The 25472-nt window shown below is 68.0% G+C and carries 23 protein-coding genes; 14 read left to right on the forward strand and 9 right to left on the reverse strand.

The features are described 5' to 3' along the window. Positions 1–7: 7 nt before the first annotated feature. From K2R93_12850 to K2R93_12860, 3 genes are read right to left on the reverse strand one after another with little or no spacing between them, the layout of a single operon-like run. Positions 8–1309 carry a hypothetical protein gene (locus K2R93_12850; GenBank protein ID MBY0490723.1) on the reverse strand — a complete coding sequence of 434 codons (1302 nt, stop codon included), beginning with the start codon at positions 1307–1309 and terminating at the stop codon, positions 8–10. A 7-nt stretch (positions 1310–1316) separates the two neighbouring features. After that, entirely contained in the window at positions 1317–2207 is an 891-nt protein-coding gene (locus tag K2R93_12855; protein MBY0490724.1) for a prepilin peptidase, read from the reverse strand. A gap of 25 nt (positions 2208–2232) precedes the next feature. Further along, positions 2233–3033 carry an RNA methyltransferase gene (locus K2R93_12860; protein MBY0490725.1) on the reverse strand — a complete coding sequence of 267 codons (801 nt, stop codon included), beginning with the start codon at positions 3031–3033 and terminating at the stop codon, positions 2233–2235. 128 nt (positions 3034–3161) lie between these two features. Here K2R93_12860 and K2R93_12865 point away from each other — a divergent pair, with 128 nt between their 5' ends. Then, the gene (locus K2R93_12865; protein MBY0490726.1) at positions 3162–4007 is read left to right on the forward strand and encodes a M48 family metalloprotease; all 846 of its coding nucleotides are present in this window, start codon (positions 3162–3164) and stop codon (positions 4005–4007) included. A gap of 24 nt (positions 4008–4031) precedes the next feature. Here the strand turns inward: K2R93_12865 and K2R93_12870 are convergent, their stop codons facing one another. Genes K2R93_12870 through K2R93_12885 form a run of 4 tightly spaced genes read right to left on the reverse strand, consistent with a single transcriptional unit; the run spans position 4032 to position 8077 of the window. Next, on the reverse strand, positions 4032–4880 hold the full coding sequence (locus tag K2R93_12870) for a purine-nucleoside phosphorylase (protein MBY0490727.1): 849 nt from the start codon (positions 4878–4880) through the stop codon (positions 4032–4034). A 31-nt stretch (positions 4881–4911) separates the two neighbouring features. After that, positions 4912–5988 carry an adenosine deaminase gene (gene add, locus K2R93_12875; protein ID MBY0490728.1) on the reverse strand — a complete coding sequence of 359 codons (1077 nt, stop codon included), beginning with the start codon at positions 5986–5988 and terminating at the stop codon, positions 4912–4914. Further along, entirely contained in the window at positions 5985–6248 is a 264-nt protein-coding gene (locus K2R93_12880; GenBank protein ID MBY0490729.1) for a hypothetical protein, read from the reverse strand. The genes add and K2R93_12880 overlap by 4 nt, the downstream gene beginning before the upstream one ends. Beyond that, positions 6248–8077, reverse strand: coding sequence for a 5'-nucleotidase C-terminal domain-containing protein (locus K2R93_12885; protein MBY0490730.1), 1830 nt, complete (start codon positions 8075–8077; stop codon positions 6248–6250). The genes K2R93_12880 and K2R93_12885 overlap by 1 nt, the downstream gene beginning before the upstream one ends. A gap of 244 nt (positions 8078–8321) precedes the next feature. Between K2R93_12885 and udk the strand changes: the two genes are divergently transcribed. The 3 genes from udk to K2R93_12900 are packed head-to-tail and all read left to right on the forward strand — an operon-like array spanning position 8322 to position 11158. After that, a complete protein-coding gene (gene udk, locus K2R93_12890) occupies positions 8322–8990 on the forward strand; it encodes a uridine kinase (GenBank protein ID MBY0490731.1) in 669 nt (222 codons plus the stop codon). A 23-nt stretch (positions 8991–9013) separates the two neighbouring features. Continuing rightward, entirely contained in the window at positions 9014–9736 is a 723-nt protein-coding gene (locus tag K2R93_12895; protein ID MBY0490732.1) for a response regulator transcription factor, read from the forward strand. Positions 9737–9766: 30 nt separating this feature from the next. After that, a complete protein-coding gene (locus K2R93_12900; GenBank protein MBY0490733.1) occupies positions 9767–11158 on the forward strand; it encodes a cell wall metabolism sensor histidine kinase WalK in 1392 nt (463 codons plus the stop codon). Positions 11159–11210: 52 nt separating this feature from the next. Here the strand turns inward: K2R93_12900 and K2R93_12905 are convergent, their stop codons facing one another. Both K2R93_12905 and K2R93_12910 read right to left on the reverse strand, forming a co-directional pair. Continuing rightward, the gene (locus tag K2R93_12905; protein MBY0490734.1) at positions 11211–11894 is read right to left on the reverse strand and encodes a PEP-CTERM sorting domain-containing protein; all 684 of its coding nucleotides are present in this window, start codon (positions 11892–11894) and stop codon (positions 11211–11213) included. A gap of 190 nt (positions 11895–12084) precedes the next feature. Then, positions 12085–12915 (reverse strand): NAD-dependent deacylase, encoded by an 831-nt coding sequence (locus tag K2R93_12910; protein ID MBY0490735.1) that lies wholly within the window; start codon positions 12913–12915, stop codon positions 12085–12087. Positions 12916–13095: 180 nt separating this feature from the next. Between K2R93_12910 and K2R93_12915 the strand changes: the two genes are divergently transcribed. The 10 genes from K2R93_12915 to K2R93_12960 all read left to right on the forward strand — a co-directional run bounded on the left by K2R93_12915 (position 13096) and on the right by K2R93_12960 (position 25468). Continuing rightward, positions 13096–15876, forward strand: coding sequence for a carboxypeptidase-like regulatory domain-containing protein (locus K2R93_12915; GenBank protein ID MBY0490736.1), 2781 nt, complete (start codon positions 13096–13098; stop codon positions 15874–15876). Positions 15877–16020: 144 nt separating this feature from the next. Continuing rightward, on the forward strand, positions 16021–17775 hold the full coding sequence (locus K2R93_12920; GenBank protein MBY0490737.1) for a hypothetical protein: 1755 nt from the start codon (positions 16021–16023) through the stop codon (positions 17773–17775). Positions 17776–17888: 113 nt separating this feature from the next. Then, positions 17889–18554 (forward strand): hypothetical protein, encoded by a 666-nt coding sequence (locus K2R93_12925; protein MBY0490738.1) that lies wholly within the window; start codon positions 17889–17891, stop codon positions 18552–18554. 3 nt (positions 18555–18557) lie between these two features. Next, entirely contained in the window at positions 18558–19670 is a 1113-nt protein-coding gene (gene pstS, locus K2R93_12930) for a phosphate ABC transporter substrate-binding protein PstS (protein MBY0490739.1), read from the forward strand. Next, complete coding sequence (gene pstC / locus K2R93_12935) at positions 19667–20617, forward strand: phosphate ABC transporter permease subunit PstC (GenBank protein ID MBY0490740.1); 951 nt, start codon at positions 19667–19669, stop codon at positions 20615–20617. Before pstS ends, pstC begins: the two co-directional genes overlap by 4 nt. A gap of 77 nt (positions 20618–20694) precedes the next feature. Beyond that, entirely contained in the window at positions 20695–21540 is an 846-nt protein-coding gene (pstA, locus tag K2R93_12940) for a phosphate ABC transporter permease PstA (GenBank protein ID MBY0490741.1), read from the forward strand. Positions 21541–21575: 35 nt separating this feature from the next. Then, a complete protein-coding gene (locus K2R93_12945; GenBank protein ID MBY0490742.1) occupies positions 21576–22355 on the forward strand; it encodes a phosphate ABC transporter ATP-binding protein in 780 nt (259 codons plus the stop codon). Then, positions 22352–23137 (forward strand): phosphate ABC transporter ATP-binding protein PstB, encoded by a 786-nt coding sequence (gene pstB, locus K2R93_12950; GenBank protein MBY0490743.1) that lies wholly within the window; start codon positions 22352–22354, stop codon positions 23135–23137. Before K2R93_12945 ends, pstB begins: the two co-directional genes overlap by 4 nt. Beyond that, a complete protein-coding gene (phoU, locus tag K2R93_12955; GenBank protein ID MBY0490744.1) occupies positions 23137–23877 on the forward strand; it encodes a phosphate signaling complex protein PhoU in 741 nt (246 codons plus the stop codon). Before pstB ends, phoU begins: the two co-directional genes overlap by 1 nt. A gap of 7 nt (positions 23878–23884) precedes the next feature. Then, complete coding sequence (locus K2R93_12960) at positions 23885–25468, forward strand: Ppx/GppA family phosphatase (GenBank protein ID MBY0490745.1); 1584 nt, start codon at positions 23885–23887, stop codon at positions 25466–25468. Positions 25469–25472 lie beyond the last annotated feature (4 nt).

Below are 25472 nucleotides of genomic sequence, written 5' to 3' on the forward strand. Positions count from 1 at the left end.
AGGGCGGTCAGCGCCCGAGGGTGATCTTGGCCGCGTCGATCAGCGCGGCGGTGCCGGCAGGGAGGTCCATGAACAGCACTACGGGCTTCCCCGTCCGCTGTTCCAACGAGAGCGTCACCGTGCGCGCCCCGCGCTTGGGCGTCGCCGGAATGTCGAACCGGCGCGAGGTGGCGCCGGCCGCGACCTCCGGCTTGGGGAGTTCGTAGCGGCGCCGCGCGGCGTCGCCCATCACATCCAGGAAGTCCGCGGCATCCACCGGCGAATCCCACGCCGTCGCCCACACCAGCGCGTCGCCGCCACTCGTCTTGATCACCGCATAGCGATCGCCGGCCAGCCCGCTCGCGGCGCGGCGCACATCTTCCGGGTTCTTGATGAACTGGGAGAGGTTGAGGCGCGTCTCGAACTCGCCGAACTGATTGCTGAACACCACCGAGCCGTTGGCTGGCGTGGGAAGCGTCACCGTCACCGGCACCGTTCGACGGGCCTTGTCGGTGAAATACGACGAGTCCTCGAGGATCTGTCGCGTCGAGACGGGCAGATCGATGAGCAGCTCCTTCTCGGGGCGCTGCATGATGAAGCGACGCACGAAGTCGGCGCCGCCGAGATACGGGAACAGCAGCCCTTCCCGCACGGTCTTGGGCGCCGAGGCGAACACCGGCATCCCCGTGGAGCCATCGCGAATCATGTCGCGGATCTGGTCCCAGCCCCCCGGCATCTTCAGCATGGGGCCGGCACTCGGGTCGATGCGCAGTTGCATGTACACCGCCTGCCCCTCGAGCACCGCCTGTGCCGCGACCTGCCGGTCGGCATCTTCGGTGGCATTCTGAATGGAATCCACCTTGATGTACTGATCCTGCAGCGCGTGCACGAGCTCGTGACTCACCGTCTGCTTGAGGAGCGCCTCCGGCGCGCCATCCACCACGTACAGCACCTTGGTGGCGGGATCGTAGTAGCCCACGATCTGTTCCTCGAGCAGCTTCTGCAGCAGCGCCCCGAGGTTCATCGTATCGGGAATCACGCCCAGAATGCGATAGGCCGCCTGCTGCCCGGCAATCTGCGACTTGCCGCGTTCACTCTCGAGCTGCGCGCGGACGAACTTGGCCACCTCGTCCTTGCTGCGCTGCTCGAGCTTTGGCGGCGTCTTGAACGGCAGCCCCATCGTCTGCTCGATCTTCGGCACAAAGTCGGCGACGAGATCGGCGTACGGGCCGCTCCCAGTCTTGGCTTTGTCGCCGCAGGCCACGACGATCGGTAGGCACGACACCAAGGCCGCCGCACGCAGCGGCCGCCCGAAGCGGAAAGCAGTCATGTCAGTCTCAGGCGGAAAACGCGCGCTGTACGTACCAGGAAATCAGCGCGTCCCCCCAAAGCAAGACCAGCAGCGCAGCAGGCGCAAGGAAGACGCCAAAGGGGACATCCGGAAAGGCGAACTCCTCACCGCGGCGGCTGGCGCGCACCTTCGCAATCGGGCCGACGATCAGCACGAACGTCACCGCGCCCACGAAGGCACCGGCCACGATCGTGAGGAAGGCCCGCTCGGCGCCCACGGCGGCACCCACGACCGCCATCAGCGTGGTATCGCCAAAGCCCATGGCCTCGCGCTTCATGATCACTTCGGCGATCCATCCGATGATCGTGATGGCGCCGGCACCCGCACACGCGCCCACGAAGGCGGCCCAGGGGGTCGCGAAGTGACTGGTCTCTTCCACGAAGAGATTGGCAATCGCACACCCCAGCACGATGACCAGCCCACTCACCGTGAAGCCGTCGGGGATCAGATAGTGCTTGGCATCGGTCACGGCGATGCCAAAGAGAATCGTGCCGAAGACCGACACGCGCAGCGCTTCGAAGGTGAGCCCGAGCCCGCGAAAGGCGGCCACCCAGCCCAAGGCGACCAGCAGTTCCACCAACGGGTACTGGAGCGAGATCGGCAGGCTGCACCCGCGGCACTTGCCGCCCAGCAGTAACCAGCTGAGCAGCGGGATGTTCTCGTGCCACTTGATCTGGCGCTCGCACTGCGGACAGCGCGACGCGGGGCGCATGACACTCAGTTCGGCCGGCCAGCGCGAGATGCACACGTTCAGGAACGACCCGATCGAGGCACCAATCACGAAGACGAAGCCGAAGATGAAGAGCGCCTCGCCGAAGGTGAGGTGCCCCATGATCCCCGCCGTCAGCGGGCCGTTGTAGACGATCTCCTCTTGCATGCCGGGTAGACGACTCAGGGGGCCGTCACGCCACCGGCACAGCCCCGGTCGCCGGGAGCCGAACCGGGCGCAGGGCCTGCAGCAGGATACCGGTGGCCACGGCCACATTGAGCGACTCGATCCCGGGGGCCATCGGAATGGCGACCCGGGCGGCCACCGCCGCCTCGATATGTGGGGACAGGCCGGCGCCTTCGTTGCTCACCACGAGCGCCAGCCGTGCCGGCAGCGCCGCCCGATCCAGCGCGTCGATGGACTGCCCATCCATGTCGGCGGCCCAGCAGGGGGCGCCCTGCTCCGCCAGGAACGCCTGGCACCGGTCCCAATCCGTCGCCACCACCGTGTGGGTAAAGAGCGCACCCATGGCGCTCCGGACCACCTTGGCGTTCCAGACATCCACGGTCCCCGGGAGGGCGATCGTGGCGGTCACCCCCAGCGCCGCGGCCGTTCGGACCACCGTGCCGACATTCCCCGGATCCTGCAGGGCGTCGAGCACCAGGTAGCGCGCCGAGGGACCGGTCGGCGGCGTCAGCGCCGCCTCGGGCATGTGGGCCACGGCCAGCACCCCCTGCGGCGCATCGGTATCGGCCGCGCTTTCGAACTCGCGCGCCGTCACGGTCCGCACGGCGATCCCCCGCCCCTCGGCCAGGTCGATCAGCGCCGCGACGCGCACGTCGTCACGGGCGTCCTCGGCCACGAGCACCCCGTCCACCGGGCACGGCGACGCCAGCAGGCTTTCCACGGTCCGCACGCCTTCGGCCACGAACTGCTGGTGCCGTTCGCGGGCCTTCCGGCGTTGCAGATCTCGGGCGAGTGTGAGCAGCTTCACGGCCACCCCGGCGCCAAAACGCCGGTCCAGGGGTATCGAAGGAAGACCACGCGCGGGTCGGGTCGGTTGAACGATAGCCGCCACGCCGCCCGCGGGCGACCGTCCGACAGGAGTGCACCGAAGTGCTGATGATTCGTCCGATCTTTGCTCGCTACGCGCGCACGGCGCGGCCCCTGGCCGCTGCCGCGCTCATGGGGGCATCCACGTTCGTCGTGGGGTGCGTCCCCAATACGGCGGAGGAAGTCACGCTCGGCAACCAATACGCGCAGCAGGTCGAGCAGCAGTTGCCGATGGTGCGCGACCCCGAAGTCGTCCGCTACATCAACGTGCTCGGCGATTCCATCGCCCGCGTGGTCGACGACCGCGGCCTCACCTGGCACTTCAACGTGGTGGACCAGAGCGACATCAACGCGTTCGCGGTGCCCGGTGGGCACATCTACGTGAACCGTGGGCTCATCGAGAAGACCACCAACATGTCGGAGCTGGCCGGCGTGATCGGCCACGAGATCGCGCACGTCACGCAGCGCCACAGCATGAAGCAGATGGCCGCCGCCCAGCGGGCGAATGTGGGCGTGACCGGGCTGTGCATCCTCGCGCCGGCGGCCTGTCAGGGCGCCGGTGGCGCGCTCGTGCAGTTGGGCGCCGGCGCGGGCTTTGCCAAGTTCAGCCGCGACGACGAAGCCGAAGCCGACAAGTTCGGCGTGAAGTACGTCACCCGTGCCGGCATCGACCCGCGCGGTATGCCCAGCATGTTCCGCATCCTCCTGCAAGAGCGGAAGCAGAATCCCGGGGCGCTGGAGACGTGGTTCGCCTCGCACCCGATGGAAGAGAGCCGCATCGCCGCGACCGAGCAGGAGATCAAGCTGATCGATCCGGTGATCCTCAAGTCGCTCACGCGCGACTCGCGCAGCTTTCAGGCGTTCAAGTCACGCCTCGCCAGCTTGCCGCGCACCCAGACGCGCAGCCAGCGGTAGCCGCGCCAGCGTTCGTGCGCCGTCTCAGGGAAGCCGGCGCACGAACTCCGTAATGAGCCCTTCGAAGTGGGCCGCCACGGCCTTCCCCGCTTCCATCACTTCGGCGTGGCTCAGCTTTTCGTGGCTGAGCCCCGCGGCCTTGTTGGTGATGCACGAAACGGCCACGACCTTCATGCCGATCGCACGCGCCATGATCACCTCGGGCACGGTGCTCATCCCCACGGCGTCCACGCCGAGCCGCTCGAGCATGCGCACTTCGCTCGGCGTTTCGTAGGTCGGGCCAAGCAAGCCGCAGTAGACGCCTTCGTGCAGCGGCACACCAACCTGCTGCGCGGCGTCCCGCATCAGAGCGCGCAGCGACAGGTCATACGGGTCCGACATGTCCGGAAAGCGCTCGTCTCCCGGCTCGGTGGCACCGATGAGCGGATTGCGGAACATGAGGTTCATGTGATCGGCGATCAGCATGAGATCGCCGGCATTGAACGTACGGCGCACACCGCCCGCGGCATTGCTGGCGATGTAGACCGGGGCGCCGAGCGCCTTGAGCACGCGCACCGGAAAGGCGGCCAGCGCGGCGTCCTGCCCCTCATACATGTGGAAGCGACCGGCGAGCGCGACGACCGGTCGATCGGCCAGCGTGCCCACGAGCAACTGCCCCGCGTGTCCGGCCACCGTCGCGGTGGGAAAGCCGGGCACGTGCGAGAACGGAATGCGCACGGCGTTCTGAATGCGTTCGGCCAGGCCGCCGAGCCCGGAGCCCAGCACGATGCCGGCCACCGGCGCGATCTCGATCTTGGATCGCTCGCGGATATAGGCGGCTGCCGCCGCGGCCTCTTCGGCGCCGACCTTGGGCGCGGGGACGGCGAAATCCATGGTTTCGTAGCGTCGCGTGCTCATGCGGTGGTCATGCGCTGGTCATGGGCGACAGCGTCCGGGCGTCACGCAGGATCTCGTCGATCTCGCGCGCGGCTTCGGCTCGCAAACGCTGCCGGGTGGGATACTCCACAAACGCCGAATCGAACGCCGCCAGCGACAGCGCGGCGAGCTGCCGGAGATCAAAGCCGAGATGGACGGCGCAGCGCACGTACTCCTCGGTGAGCGAGACGCCGCTCATCATCCGATTGTCCGTGTTGATCGTCACGACGGCGCCCCGCTCGAGATACTGCTTGAGCGGGTGCGCGGCAAAGGTGGGCGACACCCGCGTCTGCACGTTGCTGGTGGGGCACACTTCGAGCGGGATCTGCCGGTCAATCACATACTGCTGCAGCGCGCGGTCTTCCTGCAGCCGCGTGCCGTGCCCGATGCGGTCGGCCGCGCAGCGATGCACCGCTTCGGCGATGCTCGGCGCCCCGTCGCCTTCCCCCGCATGAACCGTCACGGCGAGGTTGTTCGCGCGCGCAAAGTCAAAGGCCAGCGCGTGCACATGCGCCGGATTCCCGAACTCGCCACCCGCCAGATCGAACGCCACCACCCCACGATCCTTCCAGGCGACGGCCAGTTCGGCCATCTCCATGGCATGGGGCCACGGGAAACTGCGAAGCGCGCAGACGATCATGCGCGCCACGGTACCCGTTTCCTTTTCGCCGCGCGCCAAGCCCTTCGCGGTCGCCGCCATCACGTCGTCGAGATGCAGCCCTTCACGCGTATTGAGCGCGGGGCAGAAGCGCGCCTCGATGTAGCGTACGCCATCGAGCGCCGCGTCGAGCACGAACTCGTGGGCAATGCGCTCGATCTCGGCGGCGGTCTGCATCACCGCCAGCGTGCGCTCGAAGCGCGCCAGATACTCCTCGAGGTTGTGCGCGTCGTCCACGCGCATCCAGTCGGCGAGGTCTTCGGCGGTGTGGGCGGGCAGCACAATGCCGCGCGCCACGCTCAGCTCGTGCAGGGTGTTGGGGCGCAGCGAGCCATCGAGATGGCAATGCAGCTCCGCCTTGGGGAGCCGCTGCAGGACTTCAACGAAGGCGGGCGACAGCGTGCTCATGCCGCGTGCTCGTCGGCGTCGCCGGGCGCACTCTCGCCCAGCGGCGCCCGCGCGGATACGACGCGGTAGATCGCGCCATTCACCAGCGCTTCGCTGGCCTCCACCGGCAACCCGCGGCTGTCGGTGAGGCGGCGGCTCCCGCCTTCGATGGCGGCCGCTTCGTCGGGCAGCAGCGCACGTACCGCATCGAGCGCCGTGGCGCCGGCGGGGACACTCACCCCGCGCTCATTCACGAAGACGCGGACAGTCGCGTCGGACATCAGAAACCTCCGGAGGGTGATCGCCGGTCAACCGGCGGCTTGGGCGGCGGCTTGGGCGCGCTCGGCGCGCTCCCGCTCGCCTCGGCGTTGCGGCCACGCATTTGCTCGTCGAAGGCGATCGCGCGCGCGGCCGCCGGTTCGAGCGTCCAATTGCGGCGCGCATACTGGGCCGGGTCCAGCACCCCGGCCTTCTGCACTTCGTCGATGATCAGCTGGCGGATATCGACGTCCTTCTGAAACACCACCGGCGCGCCGGCGAGCATGCCGTAGCCTCCGCCGCCGCCCTGCCGATAGTTGTTGAGGGCCATGGTGAAGGAGTCCTGCGGCGCCACCGGCTTGCCACGGAACTCGAGGCGCGTGATGCGGCTGCCGGCCGGTCGCGACACATCGATCGTGTAGTCCACCCCCGACACCACGTCGAAGTTGAACCCCGGCACCTGCGGATCGATCAACCCGCCCGCGGGCGCCCGGCCGTCTGGCGCGAGCTGCCGATAGTAGCGCGCCGAGTGCTCGAGAAAGAGCCGCAGCTGCGCCCCCGAAATGCGGACGGCGCGCAGCGTGTTGTCGTACGGGTAGAGCTTGGAAAGCATCGCCTGCGTGATGTTCCCTGGCTCGAGCCCCGCGTCGAGCGAAAAGGCCGCGGTGGCGGAGAGATCCGCGCCCGTCGCCCGGCGCATCACCTCATTCACCAGATCTGTGATGGGCAGGTCGGCCACCCGAGCACTGTCGGCGCGCCACGGCGTCGCCGTTCGTCCAACCGGCTGATTCACCCAGAGCAGCGTCTTGTTGTGGGTGCCATTTGACGCCGCCACGACCATGGGGGACTCGGCGTGCCCGGCCACCTTCACACTCTGCCCCCGGTGTCCCACGACCTTCCAGTGGCGGCGCTCCTTCCGCAGCGTGATCGTGCCCAGCGCCACACTGGCCGCCCAGTTCCGCGGCTGCATGACGAGCGCACCGCCAATCACCGTGTCGACCATCTCCTTGTGCGAGTGGCCGTAGACCACGACATCGATCCCCGGAATGTCGCGCGGCACGCGCGCGGCCACATTCTCCGACGGCAGTCCAGTCGTCACCGTGTCATAACTCGCGGGCTCATTGAGCCCCGAATGCAGCAGGACGATGACCACATCGGCCTTGCGACGCGCCTGCTCCACCGCGCGCTTCACCGCCGGCACGATGTCCGTGACCGTGAGCTCGGCGCTGCGGAGATTGTCCCGGTCCCACACGTTCGAGCCGGGCGTCGTCGCGCCGATGATCGCGATGCGGATCCGGTTGCCGTCGATCTTGCGCTCGGTGAGCATCCACGGGGCGACGAACGGTTTGCCACGTCCCGTCTCGATATTGGCGGCGAGAAACGGGAAGCGCGCGTCGTTCATCGCCTTGCGCAGGAACGGCACCCCGTAGTTGAACTCGTGATTGCCCAGCACGGCGGCGTCGTAGCGCATCACGTTCATCGCGGCGATCACCGGATGCGCCACCGGCGGCGCCACCTTGGCGGCGACGAAGGTGAGCGGGTTCCCTTGCAGGATGTCGCCCCCTTCGACGAGCACGACGGCCCCCGGATTCGCCGCGCGCACCGAGTCCACGATGGTGGCGGCACCGGCCAGGGTCCGGCTTGGGTCGGCGGCATTGGCGTAGTAATCCCACGCCCGGATGCGTCCGTGCACATCGGTGGTCGCCGCCACCACGAGCGACACCTGCTTTTGCGCCCCGGCGGTGACCAGCGGCACCAGCCCAAGGCTCAGCGGCAGCCCAATGGCCGCGAGCGTCCGCCACCGGCGGACCAACACCCCGCGGCGCGACACGCCGACATGGGGACAGGACATCCGTTCCATAGGGGAATGCTAGTCGGGCTCCCGGACCCTGTGGAGGGGGCGCCACCCGGCCAACCGGCCCCGCCCCCGGGATTTCCCGGCTTGCCCGCCCCACCCGGGGCCGCGAACTTTGCCCCGGCGGCGGTCCAGTGTGGGATCTTCCGTCGATACCGATCCGTTACCCGTTCGTAACGGCCCGGACATGCCTCCTTTGCAGGTTCCTCATCGTGTTGCGATCACTCCGGAACATCCGCCCATGAAACCGCTCATCATCGGCATCGCGGGCGGCACCGGTTCAGGGAAGTCCACCGTGGCGCGCAAGGTGGCCGAGGCGCTCCCCGAGGCCTCGGTCGCGTTCCTCGAGATGGACGCGTACTACCGCGATTTCCGGCATCTCACGCTGCAGCAGCTGCACCAGGTCAACTGGGATCACCCCGATGCCTTCGATGTGGAGTTGCTGGTTGCCCATCTCGAGGCGCTGTCCCGGGGTGAGCCGGTCGAGATGCCGGTCTACGAGTTCGCCACGCATTCGCGCAGCGAGCGCACCCGTCGCATCGAACCGGCCACCGTGGTGGTGATCGACGGCATTCTGCTGCTCGCCGATGCCAAGGTGCGCGCGCTCTGTGATGTGAAGGTGTTCGTCGATGCCGACGCGGACATCCGGCTCATCCGCCGCATTCGCCGCGACACGGCCGTTCGTGGTCGCACGCTCGAGTCGGTCCTGGATCAGTACCTCACGACGGTGCAGCCGATGCACCTGCAGTTCGTCGAACCGAGCAAACGCTACGCGGATGTCATCGTCCCGCGCGGCGGCAGCAATACCGTGGCCATCGAGATGATCGTGGCCAAGATCCACCGGCGGCTCTACCAGCGCGCGCTCGCCCCCACCCCCACGGGTGTGGAAGCGCAACCCGCGCTGGGCTAGCCTCTTCCCTTCGACTGTCTCGCATGACCGCCCCTCCGCCAACTGCCGAACGCATTCTCGTCGTCGATGACGAACCCGAGATCGTCGCGCTCGTGGCGCACCATCTCAAGAAGGCCGGCTATTCGGTGGCCATCGCCGCGTCGGGTCCCGATGCGCTGGCCATCGCGCAGCGGGAACGTCCGGCGCTCGTGGTGCTGGACCTCATGCTGCCGGGCATGTCGGGATTCGATGTGCTCGAAGCGCTCCGGCGCGACGAGCAGACCCGCGACGTGGCCGTGCTCATGCTCACCGCACGGCGCGAAGAACCCGACCGCATTCGCGGCCTGTCGCTCGGCGCCGACGACTACCTCACCAAGCCCTTCTCCCCGGCCGAGCTCGTCCTGCGCATTCAGGCGATTCTCCGGCGCACGGGGAGCACCTCGGCGCCGCTGAGTGCCGACATCCTGGCGATCGGCCCGCTCCAGATCGACCGCGGCGCAATGGCCGTGCGGGTGGATGGCGCCGAAGTCGAGCTCACACCCACCGAATTCAAGTTGCTGCTGACGCTCGCCGAGCGGCGCGGCCGCGTGCAGGGGCGCGGGCATCTCCTCGAGACCGTGTGGGAAGCGGCGCCCGACATTCAGACGCGCACGGTGGACATGCACGTGCAGCGCCTGCGCACCAAGCTCGGCGTGGCCGGTGAGCTCATCGAGACCGTTCGCGGCTTCGGCTATCGGTTGCGCGCTGGCTCACCGCGTGGCCTCTAGGACCGCGCGTCGGCGCGCGGGGAGCGTACGATGCGGCTGACCCAGCGCATCGTGCTGAACAGTGCCGTGGTGGCCTCGTTGCTGATGGCCATCGTGCTCGTCGCGGTCGAACGGCGCGTGACCGAGCGCGTCCGCAATGAGGAACCCGTCGCCGCCCAGTCCACCGATGACCTGCTCGCGGCCATCCGCCGCGACATCGTCCTCGCCGGTGGGGCGGCGATTCTCGTGGGCGTGGTGTTGGCGCAACTGCTCGCGCGCCCGGTCGCGCGCCCCATCGAAGAACTGCGCGACGTGGCGCGTGGCATCGCCGCCGGTGACCTGACACAACGCCCGTCGCTCTCCATTGTGGGCGGCGAAATGGGCGACTTGGCCGAAGCGCTGCGCCGACTTGCGGAGCAGCTCGACGCGCGGCTGCAGGCGCTGCACGCCGAGGAATCGCTGCTGGTCGCCCTCACCGAGTCGCTGAACGAAGGGGTGATTGCCGTTGACGCGCGGCAGCGCGTGGTCCGCATCAACGACACGGCGCGCGAGCAGCTCCGACTTCGCGAGCCGGTGCCCTTCCCCGCCGACTACCTGCCACGCGACCGCACCCTGCGCGAGGCGCTGGCGGCGGTGCTCGCGGGCGAAGAAGCGCACCCGGCCGAAATGCGCGTCGACGACCGCACCCTCTCCCTCACGGCGCGTCCGCTCGAGGGCGGTGGTGCGGTGCTGGCGCTCTACGACCTGACGCCGGTTCGCCGCCTCGAAGCCGTTCGACGCGACTTCGTCGCCAACGTTTCGCACGAGCTGCGCACGCCGCTCACCGTCATCAACGGCTTTGTAGAGACGCTGCAGGACGATGACCTCCCGCTGGAGCTGCGGCACCAGTTCCTCGGGATGGCCGCCGCGAATGTCCGCCGCATGCAGCGCATCGTGGACGACCTGCTCGACCTCTCGCGCATTGAATCGGGCGGGTGGCTGCCCAATCCCACCGAGCTGGATGTCGAAAGCCTGGCGACGGAGATCTTCGCGCCGTTGCAGGCGGCCGCCGCTGGCAAGGCGGTGGCCCTGCGCCGCGAACTCGGCGTCGACACCGTGTACTGTGATCCCACCGCGGCGCGTCAGGTGCTCAGCAACCTCGCGGAGAATGCGTTACGCCACACCCCGTCGGGTGAGGTGGTGCTCTTCGCCACCCCTGAGGACGGCGGCGTGTGGATGGGGGTGCGCGATACCGGTATCGGAATCAGCGCTGAACATCTGCCCCGCATTTTCGAGCGCTTTTACCGGGCGGACCCGGGTCGCTCGCGCGAAGCCGGCGGCACGGGGCTCGGCCTCTCGATCGTGCGCCATCTGGCGGAAGCGCACGGCGGGCGTGTGAAGGCGGAGAGCACGCCCGGCGTGGGCACCACGATCGCGGCGTTCTTTCCCGGACGCGGGGCCTGAAACGTCAAACGCCACCCGGTGCGGGTGGCGTCGTGGCAGCGAGCGTCGGTCGTTAGCGCTTGCGGCGCCGGGCAGCTACGCCGATGCCGGCGAGACCGGCGGCGAGGAGCGCCACGGTGCTCGGCTCGGGGACGGTCGACGTGTTGATGTTGTCGATCGCGAAAGCCGTTCCCGAATCGCCATACCCAGGGGTATTCGAGCCGTAGGAGGTCAGGAACGTCACCTTCTTGACGTTCTTGAACCCCGGTTCGATGAACTTCGCAACCGGCGAGAGCGTGAACGTCCTCGTGGTGGCGATGTTATTGATATCGTAACCGACCATCGTCAGTGTGACGTCCGACAGCCACGCCGACGCAACCCAGGCGTTCAGGAAGTCAAACGTCCCTGAATTCACCGAGATCCACGTAGTCGGCGTCAGCGTCGGATCAAAGCGCGAATCGACGTAGGCGTTTGCAAAACCAACGCGGGTGCTCGCCGTCTTGGCGGCGAGGTTGCGATAGCCGGACGGATCAAGCGACGCAGTCGAGGGCTGCATCACCCAGAAATTGGTCCAGGTCCATCCCTTGTAATTAGTGGCGACGTAATTGACCCCGGTCAGATAAGGATCACCGACGCCATCCTCAAACGTCACCTGCTGCGCGATCGCAATCGACGGCGAAAACGCCGCAACAGCGACCGCCAACGAAGCGACACCGCGCGCAATGCGAGACCGAGAGGACACAAGGGAATTCATCACGTCCAACACTACTGCACAAACGGGACCGTTGGCGAGGTCAGGTGCAAAACTCTCGTAAGTCGCTCCGAAACAACAACCTCGACGATTCTAATCACCCGTTCAGCTAGCTCAGCCGTAGCCCACACGCATCACGCTGTATCGTACGGTCGAGCTTGCTACAAGCCGTCGATATAGATGAGCTCGCCTTGCGTCAACGACGCGCGCGGCGCCCCGCATAGGCCTCGGCAATCAACCGCGGCAGCATCACCCCCGCCGGCCCTTCAATCGGCAGAATGCTCGGGCCGCGCTTCTGCCCCTCCATCGTGGGATTCACCACGATGACCGTGGCACCGTGGGTCGCCGAGATCCACGGCAGGCTGGCGGCGGGCTCCACCAGGTTGGAGGTGCCGACGCTCAGGAACACGTCGCAAGCGATGGCGGCGTCGCGCGCCGCTTCGAACGGCTTCATCGGCAACGGCTCGCCAAACCACACAACGTCCGGCCGCATCCGCTTCCCACAGCTTTCGCACGGAATGAGGGCCCCGGTGTCCTCGAGCGGCGCCGCCACCCGGGTCCCACAACTGCCGCTGCAGCGCAGATGCATGATCGACCCGTGCAACCGGATGACGTCCGTGCTGCCGGCCCGTTCGTGCAGATCGTCAACGTTCTGCGTAATGAGCGTGCAATGCGCCACCCGGCTGGCCAGCGTCACCAGCGCCTGATGGGCGGCGTTGGGCTGGGCCCCCCGGATCATGGCCCGGCGGGCCGCATACCACTGACTGACCCGGTCCGGATCGGCGGCGAACGCCTCCGGGGTGGCGAGTTCCTGCGGCGAGAAACGCGCCCAGATTCCCGTTTGGGCCTCACGGAACGTCGGGATACCACTTTCCGCTGACACCCCGGCCCCGGTCAGCACACACACATGTTCGGCGGAGCGGAGGGCGCGGGCGGCCAGCGAGAGCTGTTCGGCGCGGGTCTGGGGGTCCGTCGGGGGCGGCGAAGCGACGCGACGGCGCTGCTGGGCTGGATCCGGTGGGGTCATGATGGCGCGACTATACAACAGCGTCGCGCCACGCACCAGACACCCCCCGGGGGTGCCGACCGTGACAAAGTCGTTGCAATTCCGTGGGCAACCCGAGACCTGTGTCACGGAGCTTACGGCATCCGGATCGACCACCCGACGTGGTCCTCCGTGTGCCTGACTCCAACTCCTCGTCTCTATATGCGGCTCAGCGCTATGGTGCTTTCCCAGTCGGTTCGCCGCTTCGTGCTGGCGGCGGCGGCAGCACTCGTTCCCGCTTCCACATCCTTCGCCCAGGCGCCGGCTGCATCGGCGACGGGAAAGATTACCGGTCGCATCATCGATGCGGCCACCGGCCAGGGGATCGCCGAAGCCGGCGTCCAGGTGGTCGGCACGACGATCGGCGTCCAGTCCGGTGTCGATGGTCGCTTTACGATCGCCCGGGTGCCCGCGGGCACGGTCACGCTGCAGGTGCGGCGCCTGGGCTACGGCGCCAAGACGGTGACCGGCCTCATGGTCTCCGCCAACGGCACGCTCGAGCAGGATATCTCGCTCAAGAGCGCCGATGTGCAGCTCGCCGCCGTCACCACCACGGCCAATAAGGAAAAGGGATCGGTCAACGATGCCCTCAACGCGCAGAAGAACGCCACGAATGTGGTGAACGCGATCACCGCCGAGCAGATCGCCAAGAGCCCCGACGCCGATGCGGCGCAGGCGGCGCAGCGTGTGAGCGGTGTGACGGTCCAGGACGGCAAGTATCTGCAGGCGCGCGGCCTCGGCGAGCGCTACACCACCGCCTCGCTCAACGGCGCGCGCATCCCGAGCCCGGAGCCGGAGCGCAAGGTCGTGCCGCTCGACCTCTTCCCGGCCGGCCTGCTGCAGGAAGTGTCCATGAGCAAGACGTTCACGCCGGACCAGCCGGGCGACTTTGCCGGCGCCAACGTGAACATCCGCACCCGTGAGTTCCCGGCGCGTCGCCAGATCAACTACAGCACCAGCGTGGGCGGCAACACGGCCGTCACCGGCCGCACCCTGCCCTTTGCTCCGCGGGCTGGCGGTGAGCTGCTCGGGATGGCCAACAGCTCGCGCAGCATTCCGTCGGCGATCTCCAGCGCCAACTTCTTCAGCAACGTCACGCAGGCGCAGTACAACCAGATGGCGCTTCAGCAGCGCAACGTCTGGAACGCGACGCCCCGCAACGGCGGCATGAACGGCTCCTTCGGCGCCTCCACGGGCGGCAACAACATCCTCGGCAAGCGCATCGGATACGTCCTGAGCGGCAACTACGGCTACTCGGAAGAAGCGCGGACGAACGAGCGCTACGCCGTGGGCCAGCAGGGTTCGAACAACACCGTGCTCCCGCTCACCCAGGTCGCCGGCCAGACGGGCCGCTCGAGCGTACAGTGGGGCGGCATCGCGAACATCTCCACGATGCTCGGCACCTCCAACCGGCTGTCGCTCAACACGACGGCCACGCGCAGCGCCGACAATGAAGCCCGCACCGACCGCGGCTTCGACGAGAACCTGAACGACTCGATCGCCCGCACCACCCTCCGCTATGTGGAGCGCGGCGTGGCGACGGCCAACCTCCAGGGCGAGCACCAGCTGACCGAGCGCAATAAGACGTCGTGGTCCACCACGTACGCCAGCACCACGCGCAAGGAACCGGATCGCTCGGACGTGGTGTACGCGCGCGATCGGAGCGGCAAGTATTCGCTGCTCGGCTCGCTCGACGGCGCGCGCCGCCTGTACTTCAACCTCGATGAGCGCAACGCCACGGCGCAGGTGGACCACAGCCTCAACATCGGCTCGGTCGCCAGCCAGAACGTGGTGAAGTTCGGCGCCTACATGCGGACGACGGATCGTACGGCTGCGGCCCCGATCTACGCCTTCATCTCGCGCGCCGACGAGTCCGTTCGCTCGCAGTCGCCGAGCGTGATCTTCGGTGCGAGCCAGGCCTGCGGCAACTGCTCGCTCATCAACGTGCAGCCGATTGGTCAGGCCGGTTCATACACCGCCAACGACCGGACGGTGGCCGGCTACCTCATGACGGACTGGGGGCTGACGAGCAAGATCCGCATGATCGCCGGCGCCCGCTATGAGAAGGCGGACATCGAAGTGAATTCGAGCACGCAGGGTGGCTTCACGGCCGCGGCCAAGCTCAACAACGCCGACCTCCTCCCGTCGCTCCTGCTCAACACCAAGCTCACCGAGAACCAGAACCTGCGCTTCGGCATCACGCGCACGCTGGCCCGCCCGGAGTACCGCGAGCTGGCGCCGATCACCTTCCGTGATGTGCTCGGTGGCGTGTCGGTGACCGGCAACGACAAGCTCCGTCGCGCGCTGATTGACAACGTGGACCTGCGCTGGGAAGCGTTCCCGAACCCGGGCGAAGTGCTGAGCGTGGGCGTGTTCTACAAGAAGTTCGATCGCCCGATCGAGCGCGTCGAGTCGGCCACGTCGGGCGCCTACCAGGCGCGCTTCCAGAACGCGATGACGGCCACGAACATCGGCCTCGAACTCGAAGGGCGGAAGCAGCTGGGCAGCCTGCTCGGCTCGTGGGCCGATCCGTTCACGGTCTTCAGCAACGTGACGGTGATGCAGTCGAAGGTGAACCTCGACACGACGCAGGGGCTCACGGTGACCGACAAGTCGCGCCGCCTCGTGGGCCAGGCGCCGTATGTCGTCAACGCCGGCATGAGCTACTCGAACCTCAGCGGCTCCACGAATGCCACGCTGCTCTACAACGTGGTCGGCGACCGCATCTTCGCGGCCGGCGTCCTGCCGCTCCCGAACATCGTGGAGAAGTCGCGGCACGTCGTTGACGCGTCGCTGCGCTTCCCGGTGCTTGGCAGCCTGTCGGGGCGCTTCGACGCCCGCAACATCCTCGATGCCCGCTACCGCTTCATGCAGGGCAACCTGGAACGCGAAGGCTACAACAGCGGTCGGTCCTTCTCGCTTGGGTTCTCCTGGAAGCAGTAAGCCCGTAGCAACGATCTAGCCCGTGCATGACCCGGTGACGGTGACACAACCGTGACCGGGTCATGATCGTTTGGGCACAATGTTTCGCCTTCTTAGAGACACTGCGGTACCCCCGCCCTCTGTACACCTATCCAGCTCTCAGCGATGACAACCTTCGCTCGTGTCCGTGCCATCGCCGTGGCCGTCTTCGCCGCCACGTCGTTTGCCGCCTGCAGTTCGAGTGACTCCAAGGGAACCACCGAGCCGACGGCGACCACCGGCACCCTGACGGTCACCATCTCCGGCTTGCCGACGGGGGCGAACCCCGCCGTGACGATCACCGGGCCGAACTCGTACTCGCAGACGCTCGCGGCGTCGAACACCGCGACCGTGCCGGCGGGCGTGTACACGGCCAATGTCAGCGCCGTGACGGCGGGTGGCCTCCGCTACAACGCCACCGTCTCGGGCAACCCCGCCATCGTCACCGCAGGCGCGACGAGCACCATCACGGTGGCCTATGCCGCCGGTACGACGCCGACCGTGGTGCTGCAGGGGACCATTCCGACGAACCGTACGCTGACGGCCGACACGGCCTACATCCTTCGCGGCTTCACCTACGTCGCGAACGGCGCCACGCTCACCATCGAAGCCGGCACCAAGATCGTCGGTGATTCGACGGCGCTGGGCTCGGCGCTGTTCGTGCTCCGCGGGGCGCGCATTGTCGCGAACGGCACCGCCGCGGCGCCGATTGTCTTCACGTCGCAGCGTACGGTCGGCAACCGCCAGCCCGGTGACTGGGGCGGCCTGATCATCGTTGGCAACGCCCGCAACAACCGCTCGGGCAGCATCATCGTGGAAGGCTCCGATGGCTCGGTGGTGGGCTCCCAGCAGGGTGGCATCGTGTATACCGGTGGCACGAACGACGCCGACAACAGCGGTACGCTCCGCTACGTGCGTGTCGAGTTCGCCGGCTACGCCACGCTGCCGGACGCCGAGCTGAACTCGTTCACCTTTGCGGCCGTCGGCAGCGGCACCACCTTCGAGTATCTCCAGTCCGTCTCGGGCCTCGACGACGCCTTCGAGTGGTTCGGTGGCACCGTGGACGGCAAGTATCTCGTGTCGTACGAGTCGGGTGACGACCACTTCGACACGTCGGAAGGCTACCGCGGTCGCAACCAGTTCCTGATTGCCTACCAGTCCACGTTCCTCACGCCGCGCGCCGGCGCCGGCGCCGTGTCGGCAGACCCGCAGGGCTTCGAAGTGGACGGCTGCAATGGCGGCGGCTGCACGGCCCCCAGCGGCGCCAGCGCGCAGAGCTCGGGGCGCGATGACGGCCTCTGGACGATGAACATGTTCGCGAATTACACGCTGATCGGCGTGGGCGCGTCGCAGACGACCCCGACCAACGGCGGCGTGGGCGCCGTGCTGCGTCGTGGGACGGGCGGTTACTACTTCAACGGCGTGATCGCGCGCTGGCCGCGGCAGGCGATCTCGATGCGCGACTCCACGACGAACAACCGCTTCCAGGTCGACTCGCTGTTCTTCAAGAACAACTATCTGGCCGAGAACGGCACCCAGAACGGCGGCGTGATCTTCGATCCGGTGGGCACGAACTTCGGCCAGGAAACGGCGTTCACGGGTCGTAACCAGAACAACACGGTGGCCGCGTCGGGTGTGACGGCCGCCAGCCTGTTCGCCTCGTTGCCGGCCGGGTCGGCGACGACCACCGCCGCCAACTTTGACTGGGCACCGGCGGCCGGTTCGCCGATCGCGACCGGTGGTCTGAGCTCCTTCGCGAGCGATCCCCGCATTGCGGCCCGCGCCAGCACCTTCATTGTCCCGACGGCGTACCGCGGCGCGGCCGATCCGGCGGCGACCACGAAGTGGTGGGCCGGCTGGACCAACTACGCGCGCAATTGATTCCTGGGTGAGGGCCGCGACTCTCGCGGCCCTCGCTCCCGGCAGTAGCTTAGACAACCCGACTGGCCGGCGCTCGTGATCGGGCGCCGGCCCGTTGTTTTCCTGACATCCTGATGCTTCGTCCGTACCGTCTCCCTTCTCCGCTGCATCGCGTCTCCCGCCGCCTGCCGCTCGTGCTCGTCGGCGCGGGATTGCTCGCCTGCACCAAGGAGCCCACGCCGGCCGAGCGGGAAGCCGCCAAACAGGCCGCGCATGTGCGTGAGGTTGTCGCGGCCGGCGGCGTGGTCGACTCGATCCTGCCGGTCGCCGAGGCGTTGCGTCGCTTTCGGGCGCCCATCCCCCGAACCGACACGCTGCTGCATGCGAGCCCATCGGTGCAGGCGTTGGTGCAGCGGCTGGCGCATAGCCTCCAAACACGCGACACCGCCGACCTTGCGGCCATGATCATGACGCAGGCGGAGTTCGCGTGGCTCTTTTACGAGGAGTCGCCGCTCAGCAAGCCGCCGTACGAAGCGCCTCCGGGCTTGCTCTACGGGCAGCTGCTCTCGGCGTCGGACAAGGGGGCGCGCGAACTGCTCGAGCGGTTCGGGGGCAGCGCCGTTCGCGTCAGTGCGCTCTCGTGCCCGGATCCCGAAATCGAAGGGCGCAATCAGCTCTACAAGCGCTGCACCGCCACCTTCTCGGCGCCCGGCAAGAAGACGCTGACGGGCAATCTGTTCGGCACGATCATCGCCCGCGACGGTCGCTTCAAGTTGCTCAGCTACGCCAACCGGATCTGATCCATGCGACGAACTGTCCTGGTGGGTGCGGTACTCCTGAGCGGCGTCTTGCTCGCGAACTGCAACCGCGGTGGTGATGGATCAGGCGAGGCGCGCACGTCGGCGCCGGTCGTGAACGGGGTGCGGGTGGATCTGACCGGTGCTGGCGCCACGTTTCCCTATCCGCTGTATGCGCGCTGGTTCAACGAGTACGCGCAACAGACCAACGTGCGCATCAACTACCAGTCGATCGGCTCGGGCGGCGGCATCCGTCAGGTGGTCGCCCGTACGGTCGACTTCGGGGCGACGGACGTCCCGATGAGCGATGAGGAGCTGGTCAGCGCCAACGTGAAGGTGCTGCATATCCCCACGGTGATCGGCGCCGTCGCCCTGACGTACAACCTGCCCGGCCTCAAGCATCCCCTGCGTCTCAGCGGCGAGGTCATCGCCGACATCTTCCTCGGGCGCGTCACCCGCTGGAATGACCCGCGTATTGCGGCGCTGAACGACGACCTTGCGCTGCCGGCTGCCGACATCCTCGTCGTCCACCGCGCCGATGGCAGCGGAACGTCGTACATCTTCAGCGACTATCTGGCGAGTGTCTCGCCGGCGTGGGCCTCGGGCCCGGGCCGCGGCAAGGAGGTGCGCTGGCCCGTGGGTATCGGCGGCAAGGGCAACGAAGGTGTGGCCGGTCAGGTGAAGCAGATGATTGGGGCGCTCGGCTATCTCGAGGTGGTATACGCCCGCCAGAATCGCCTGCCGGTAGTGCACGTCCGCAATCGCGAGGGGCGCTTCATTTCACCGATGCCCTTTGAGATCGCCTCAGCCGCGACCGCGGTGCTCGATTCGGTCAATGCGCGTGCGACCGGCGGCACCGATGCCGACCTTCGACTCTCGATCGTGAACGCGCCGGGGGCGCAGTCGTATCCGATCGCGTCGTTCACGTGGATGCTGCTGGCGCCGGACGCCATCGGCCGCGCCAAGACTGAGCAGCTGGTGGCGTTCCTGCGCTGGGCGCTGTTGGAGAGCGGAGACATCGCCAGCACGCTCGGCTATGTGCCGCTGCCGAGTGACGCGGCCGCCCGCATCGTGGAGCGACTCGAGCGCGTGACCAACGTCCCCGCCTCGTCACGGTGAGGGGTCCCGATTCGGTCGCCCCCGGACGTCGCAGTCTTGGGGATCGCTTTTATCGGCCAGTAACGGCGGCCTGCGCGGCCGCGATCCCGCTCGTCCTGACGATGCTGGCGGTCTACCTGCTGCACGGCGCCTGGCCCGTGCTGTCCACGCATGCCGGTCAGTTACTGACCGGCAGCGTGTGGGACGTGCCGCGCGGGCAGTTCGGCGCGCTCCCGGTGATCGGCGGCACGCTCCTGTCGTCGCTGCTGGCGCTGGTGCTGGCGACACCGCTGGCGTTGTCGGTGGCGATTCTGTCGGCCGAACTGGCGCCGCGCGCCGTGCGGGAGCCGCTCACGTTTCTGGTCAATCTGCTGGCGGCGATTCCGTCGGTCGTGTACGGGCTCTGGGGGATCTACGTGCTGCTCCCCTTTCTGCGCCGCACCGTCATGCCTGGGTTGATGCTCCTGCCGGGGAGCCTGTTTCGCGGTCCGGCGTACGGTCCAAGTCTCCTGGCGGCCACGCTCCTGCTGGCCGCGATGATCCTGCCGTTCATTGCTGGTGTGAGCCGCGATGTGCTGCTCGCGGTGCCGCGCGCCCAGCGCGAAGCGGCGCTCGCCCTGGGCGCCACGCGTTGGGAGATGATTCGCGACGCGGTGCTCCCCGCCGCCCGACCGGGGCTCTTCGGCGGGATCATGCTCGGCCTCGGGCGCGCCCTCGGCGAGACGATGGCGGTCACGATGGTCATCGGCAATCGCCACGCGCTGCCGTCGTCGCTCCTCGATCCCACCTATACGATGGCCTCGCTGCTGGCGAACGAGTTCGCCGAGGCGAGCAGCGCCACGCACCTGGCCGCACTCTTGGCGGTCGCCACTGTTCTGCTGGCCCTCACGCTCCTCGTCAACGTGATTGCGCGGTGGTTGGTCGCCCGCGTGGAGCGTGGGGCGTCCATGCCCGGACGATGGGCATGACGGCGCCCACACGCCTCCGCCCGGTGGGACCGGCGCCGCAGCGCTCGCTGCAGCGGCGGCGGGCAACCAGTCAGCTCATGACCGGGCTGATCTGGGCCGGGAGTATCGCCGCGCTGGCGCCATTGGTGCTGATCGTGGGCTACATCCTCGTGAACGGGATCGGCCAACTCACCCCCAGCTTCCTGACCCATCCCCCCGCCCCTCCGGGCGTGCGTGGCGGCGGCGTGGGGAACGGGGTCGTTGGCAGCCTGCTGCTCGTCGCCATCGCCGTTACGCTCGGCGTTCCCATCGGCATTGGCGCCGGTCTGTATCTCGCCGAACGTCGCCCATCACGGCTGGCAGCCATCACCCGCATGCTGGCCGACGTGATGAGTGGCTTGCCCTCGATCGTGATTGGGCTGTTCGCGTGGGAGCTGGTGGTGCGCCCCACGGGGCACTTCTCGGCGTGGGCCGGCGGCGTCGCGCTGGCGCTCATCGTGCTGCCCATTGTGGCGCGGGCGACCGAAGAAATGGTGCGGCTGGTGCCGGAGACGATCACCGAAGCGGCACTCGCGCTGGGGTTCAGTCGTTGGCGCACGGCATGGCAGGTCGTACTCCGCACGGCGCTTCCTGGCGTGACGACGGCGGTGCTCCTCGCGCTCGCCCGTGTCGCCGGCGAAACGGCGCCCCTCCTCTTTACCGCGTTCGGCAATCCGTTCTGGTCGGTTGATCCGGCACGACCGATTGCCGCGCTGCCGCTCCAGATTTATGCGTACGCGCTCAGTCCGTACGACGAGTGGCGCGCGCAGGCGTGGACGGGGGCCCTGGTTTTGCTCGTCCTGGTCGCCGGCATCGGCTTCGCCACCCGTTGGGTCACGCGGTCACGGGCCCGGTTGCTGGCCGCCGTCACGCCGCGCGTCGGTCGCCACGAGGAGCCGCTGTAATGCCCCCCACGACGGCGACGCCGCCGGCGAACGAGATGGCGCCAGGCGTCGCCATCGCCGAGCTCACGGCCGGATACGGGCCGCGCACCGCGCTGCACGAGGTGGCGTTCACCAGTCATCCCGGCCGCGTGACCGCCATCATCGGGCCGTCGGGCTGCGGCAAGAGCACGCTGCTGCGCTGCATCAATCGGCTCCATGAGGAGCAGCCGCTCGCGTGGGTCCGCGGTCAGGTGCAGATCACGCGTGGCGACCAGACCGGCGGCGATGTGGTGTATGATGCCGAAGCCGATGTGGCCGCCCTGCGGCGCCGTATCGGGATGGTCTTTCAGCGGCCCACGCCCTTCGTCACCATGTCGATTTTCGAGAATGTCGCCGCTGGCGTGCGCGCGCATGAGCCGCAGCTGTCGCCGCGCGATCTCGAGGCGCGCGTGACCGACGCCCTGCGTCGGGCGGGACTGTGGCGCGAAGTTGCCGATCGGTTGAATGGCAATGCGATGGCGCTCTCCGGCGGGCAGCAACAACGACTCTGCCTGGCCCGCGCGCTCGCCGTTGGCCCGCGCGTGCTGCTGCTGGACGAGCCCACCGCGTCGCTCGATCCGCTCGGCACGCAGCGCATCGAAGAGCTCATCTACGACCTGCGCGGCAGCGTCACGATGATCATGGTCACGCACAACATGCAGCAGGCGGCCCGGATTTCGGACGACACGGTGTTCCTGCTGCAGGGGAAGGTCGTGGAGCGCGCCACCACGCGGCAGCTGTTCACCGCGCCACGCGATCCGCGCACCGAGGCCTACATCACCGGGCGTTTCGGATGACGCCACTCGCGCGTGAGGCGACCGCGGCCGGCGGCGCCGTCACCTTCCAGCGCTATTCGGCGTGGTTCGACGACGTGCCGGCGTTGACGAACGTGTCGCTGGCCATTCGGCCACGCAGTGTCACGGCGCTGATCGGCCCGTCGGGCTCCGGCAAGAGCACGCTGCTGCGCGCGATCAATCGCCTCAACGATGGCCTGCCAGGGGTTCGCCAGAGCGGGCGTCTGCTGCTGGACGACGAGGAGATCCACGGCGAAGGCACCGACCTCACGCTGCTGCGCCAGCGCGTGGGGATGGTGTTTCAGCGCTCCAATCCGTTCCCGCGCTCGATCTTCGACAACGTGGCGTACGGACCGCGCCTCAACCGCCTGGCGAGCGGGGCCGACCTCGAAGAACGGGTGGAGCATGCCCTGCGGCGCGCCGCCCTCTGGGAGGAAGTCCGCGACCGGCTGCACGAGAGCGCGCTCACCCTGTCGGGCGGCCAACAGCAGCGCCTCTGCATCGCGCGGGCGCTCGCCAACACGCCGGAAGTCCTGCTGCTCGACGAGCCGACGAGTGCCCTCGACCCGCAGGCCACGCAGCGGATCGAGGAACTCCTCTACGAACTGCAGCAGGCCCTGACCATTGTGATCGTGACGCATAACTTGCAGCAGGCGGCGCGGCTCGCGAGCCGGACCGCGCTGCTGGTGGATGGCGTGCTCGTGGAAGAGGGCGATTCCGCCCGGCTCTTCACCCGGCCCACCGATTCACGGACCGAAGATTTCATCACCGGGAGATTCGGCTGATGCCAGAAGTGGGTGGCGGATATCGGCATTTCCACGACGAGCTGGCGCTCCTCAAGCAGCGCCTGCTCGACATGTCCGAGCGCGCCGAAAGCCTGGTGGCGTTGTCGGTCGAAGCGCTGGTGGAGCGCGACCTCGACAAGGCCGACGCGGTGATCGATGCTGACCGGGAGCTCGATCGCATGGAGGTTGAGGCGGAGAATCAGGCGATCGCGATGCTCGCGCTGCAGCAGCCAATGGCCCGCGACCTGCGCTTCCTGATCGGCGCCATCAAGGTCTCGAGCGATCTCGAGCGCGTGGGCGATCATGCGGTCAACATTGCCCAATCGGCGGTGCGCATGGCCAATGGCCCCGCCGGCCCCGCGCTGCCGGCGCTGGCGGACATGGCTCGCCGCGCCCGGGCGATGCTCAGCGATGCGCTCGACGCCTTCATTCGGGGCGACGGCGCGCTCGGCCGCGCGGTGGGCAAGGCCGACGACGAAGTGGACGGGATGCATGAGGGGATCTTCCGGACGCTGCTCACCCACATGATGGGTGACCCGCGTCTCATCTCGCCGTCGCTCGAGCTCCTGCTCGTGAGCCGGAATCTGGAGCGCGTGGCGGACCTGGCCACCAACATCGGCGAGGATGCCGTGTATCTTGCAGAGGGGAAACAGATCCGCCATCGCTTCGAAGAGGACACCGAGCCGCTCGCGGCGTCGGCTGACCTGCCCCCTGCCACCGATTCGCCCGCCTCTTCCTGACCCTCGCATGACCGCTCCTTCGGGTTCCGACGTTCGCATCGCCGCCATCGATATCGGCTCGAACTCGGTCCGTCAGATCGTCGCCGATGTCTCCCCCACCGGGCAGATACGCGTCGTTGACGAAATGAAGGCGATGCCCCGGCTGGGCGAGGGAATCGAAACCACGAACGCGCTCTCCGAAACGGCGGTCGAGGCCGCGCTGGCCGCAGTCCAGCGGATGGTCACGCTGGCGCGCCAGCTGGGCGCCGAACGCATCGAGATCGTGGCCACCAGCGCGGTGCGCGATGCCAGCAATGGGGGGGAGTTCACCGCCCGTCTCGCGGCCACGACCGGTGAAGCCGTGCGCATCCTGAGTGGCGAAGAAGAGGCCATTCTCTGCTATCGGAGCGCGCTGGCCCACTTTGAGCTGGGCGCGGGGCGGACCGTCGTCATGGATATCGGCGGCGGCTCGCTGGAACTCGTGCTCGCGAAGGACGGCCTCATCGAACGCCTCGCGTCGCTGCCGTTCGGCGCGGTGCGCCTGACCGAGAAGTTCCTCACGCCGTCGGTGCGACCGCGTCGGGTCCGTGCGCTACGCGAGCATGTGCGCCTGGGCCTCAAGAAGGCCGTCCCGGTCAAGGATTGGCGTGGCGCCCAGATCATCGGTTCGGGCGGCACGTTCACGAATCTGGCCGGCATCATGCTCTCGCGTCACGGCGTCGCCGCGCGCGGAACCCACGGCACGCGCGTGACCCGGGCGGAACTGGAGCATGTGCTCGACTGGCTTCAGACGCTCGACGCCGATGAGCGCCGCTACGTGCCGGGGCTCAATCCGGCGCGCTCGGATATCATCGTGGCCGGCTTGGCCGTGGCGGCGGAGGTGTTGGCGCGCTTCGACCCCCGTGATTTGCTCACCTCAGGGTACGGCATTCGGGAGGGCCTGCTCCTCGAGGCCGCGCGCGTCATGCCGCCGATTGTCGATCCCGGAGTGGCCCGCGAGCGGTCGGTGCGCGAATTCGCCGAGCGCTGTCATTACGAGGAACCGCACGCGCGGCAGGTGCAGCGCCTCGCCCTGCAGCTGTTCGATGCGCTCGCGAACCGCATGGCGCTCACGCCCGAGGATCGCCGTCTGCTCGCCGATGCGGCGCTCCTGCACGATGTGGGATACCACATCAACTACGAGAAGCACCACAAGCACTCGTTCCATCTCATCTCGCACGCGGAACTCCTCGGCATGACGCCCGCGGAGCAGGTGATGATTGCGCATATCGCGCGCTACCACCGCGGCGCGGCGCCCAAGAGCAAGCATGTGGGCTTCGGGGAGCTCGATCGCGCCTCGCGCGAACGCATCATCAAGCTCTCCGCGATCCTCCGCTTCGCCGACGGCATGGATCGCGGCCACGTTGCCGCCGTGGACACGGTGAGTGTGAAGTGGGGTGGCGAGGTCGTTCGCGTCCACCTGCGCGAGACGGAAGGCGCCACGAATGTGCGCCTGGAGTGCTGGGGCGCGAGCCGGAAGCGCCATCTGCTCGAAGACGTCCTCGCGCGCCGCATCGTCGTGGTGGCCCCCGACGGCACCGAAATCAGCGCCGACGATCTCGACGGCGAGTAGCCCG

The sequence above is a fragment of the Gemmatimonadaceae bacterium genome (genome assembly GCA_019752115.1).
Taxonomy (GTDB): domain Bacteria; phylum Gemmatimonadota; class Gemmatimonadetes; order Gemmatimonadales; family Gemmatimonadaceae; genus Gemmatimonas.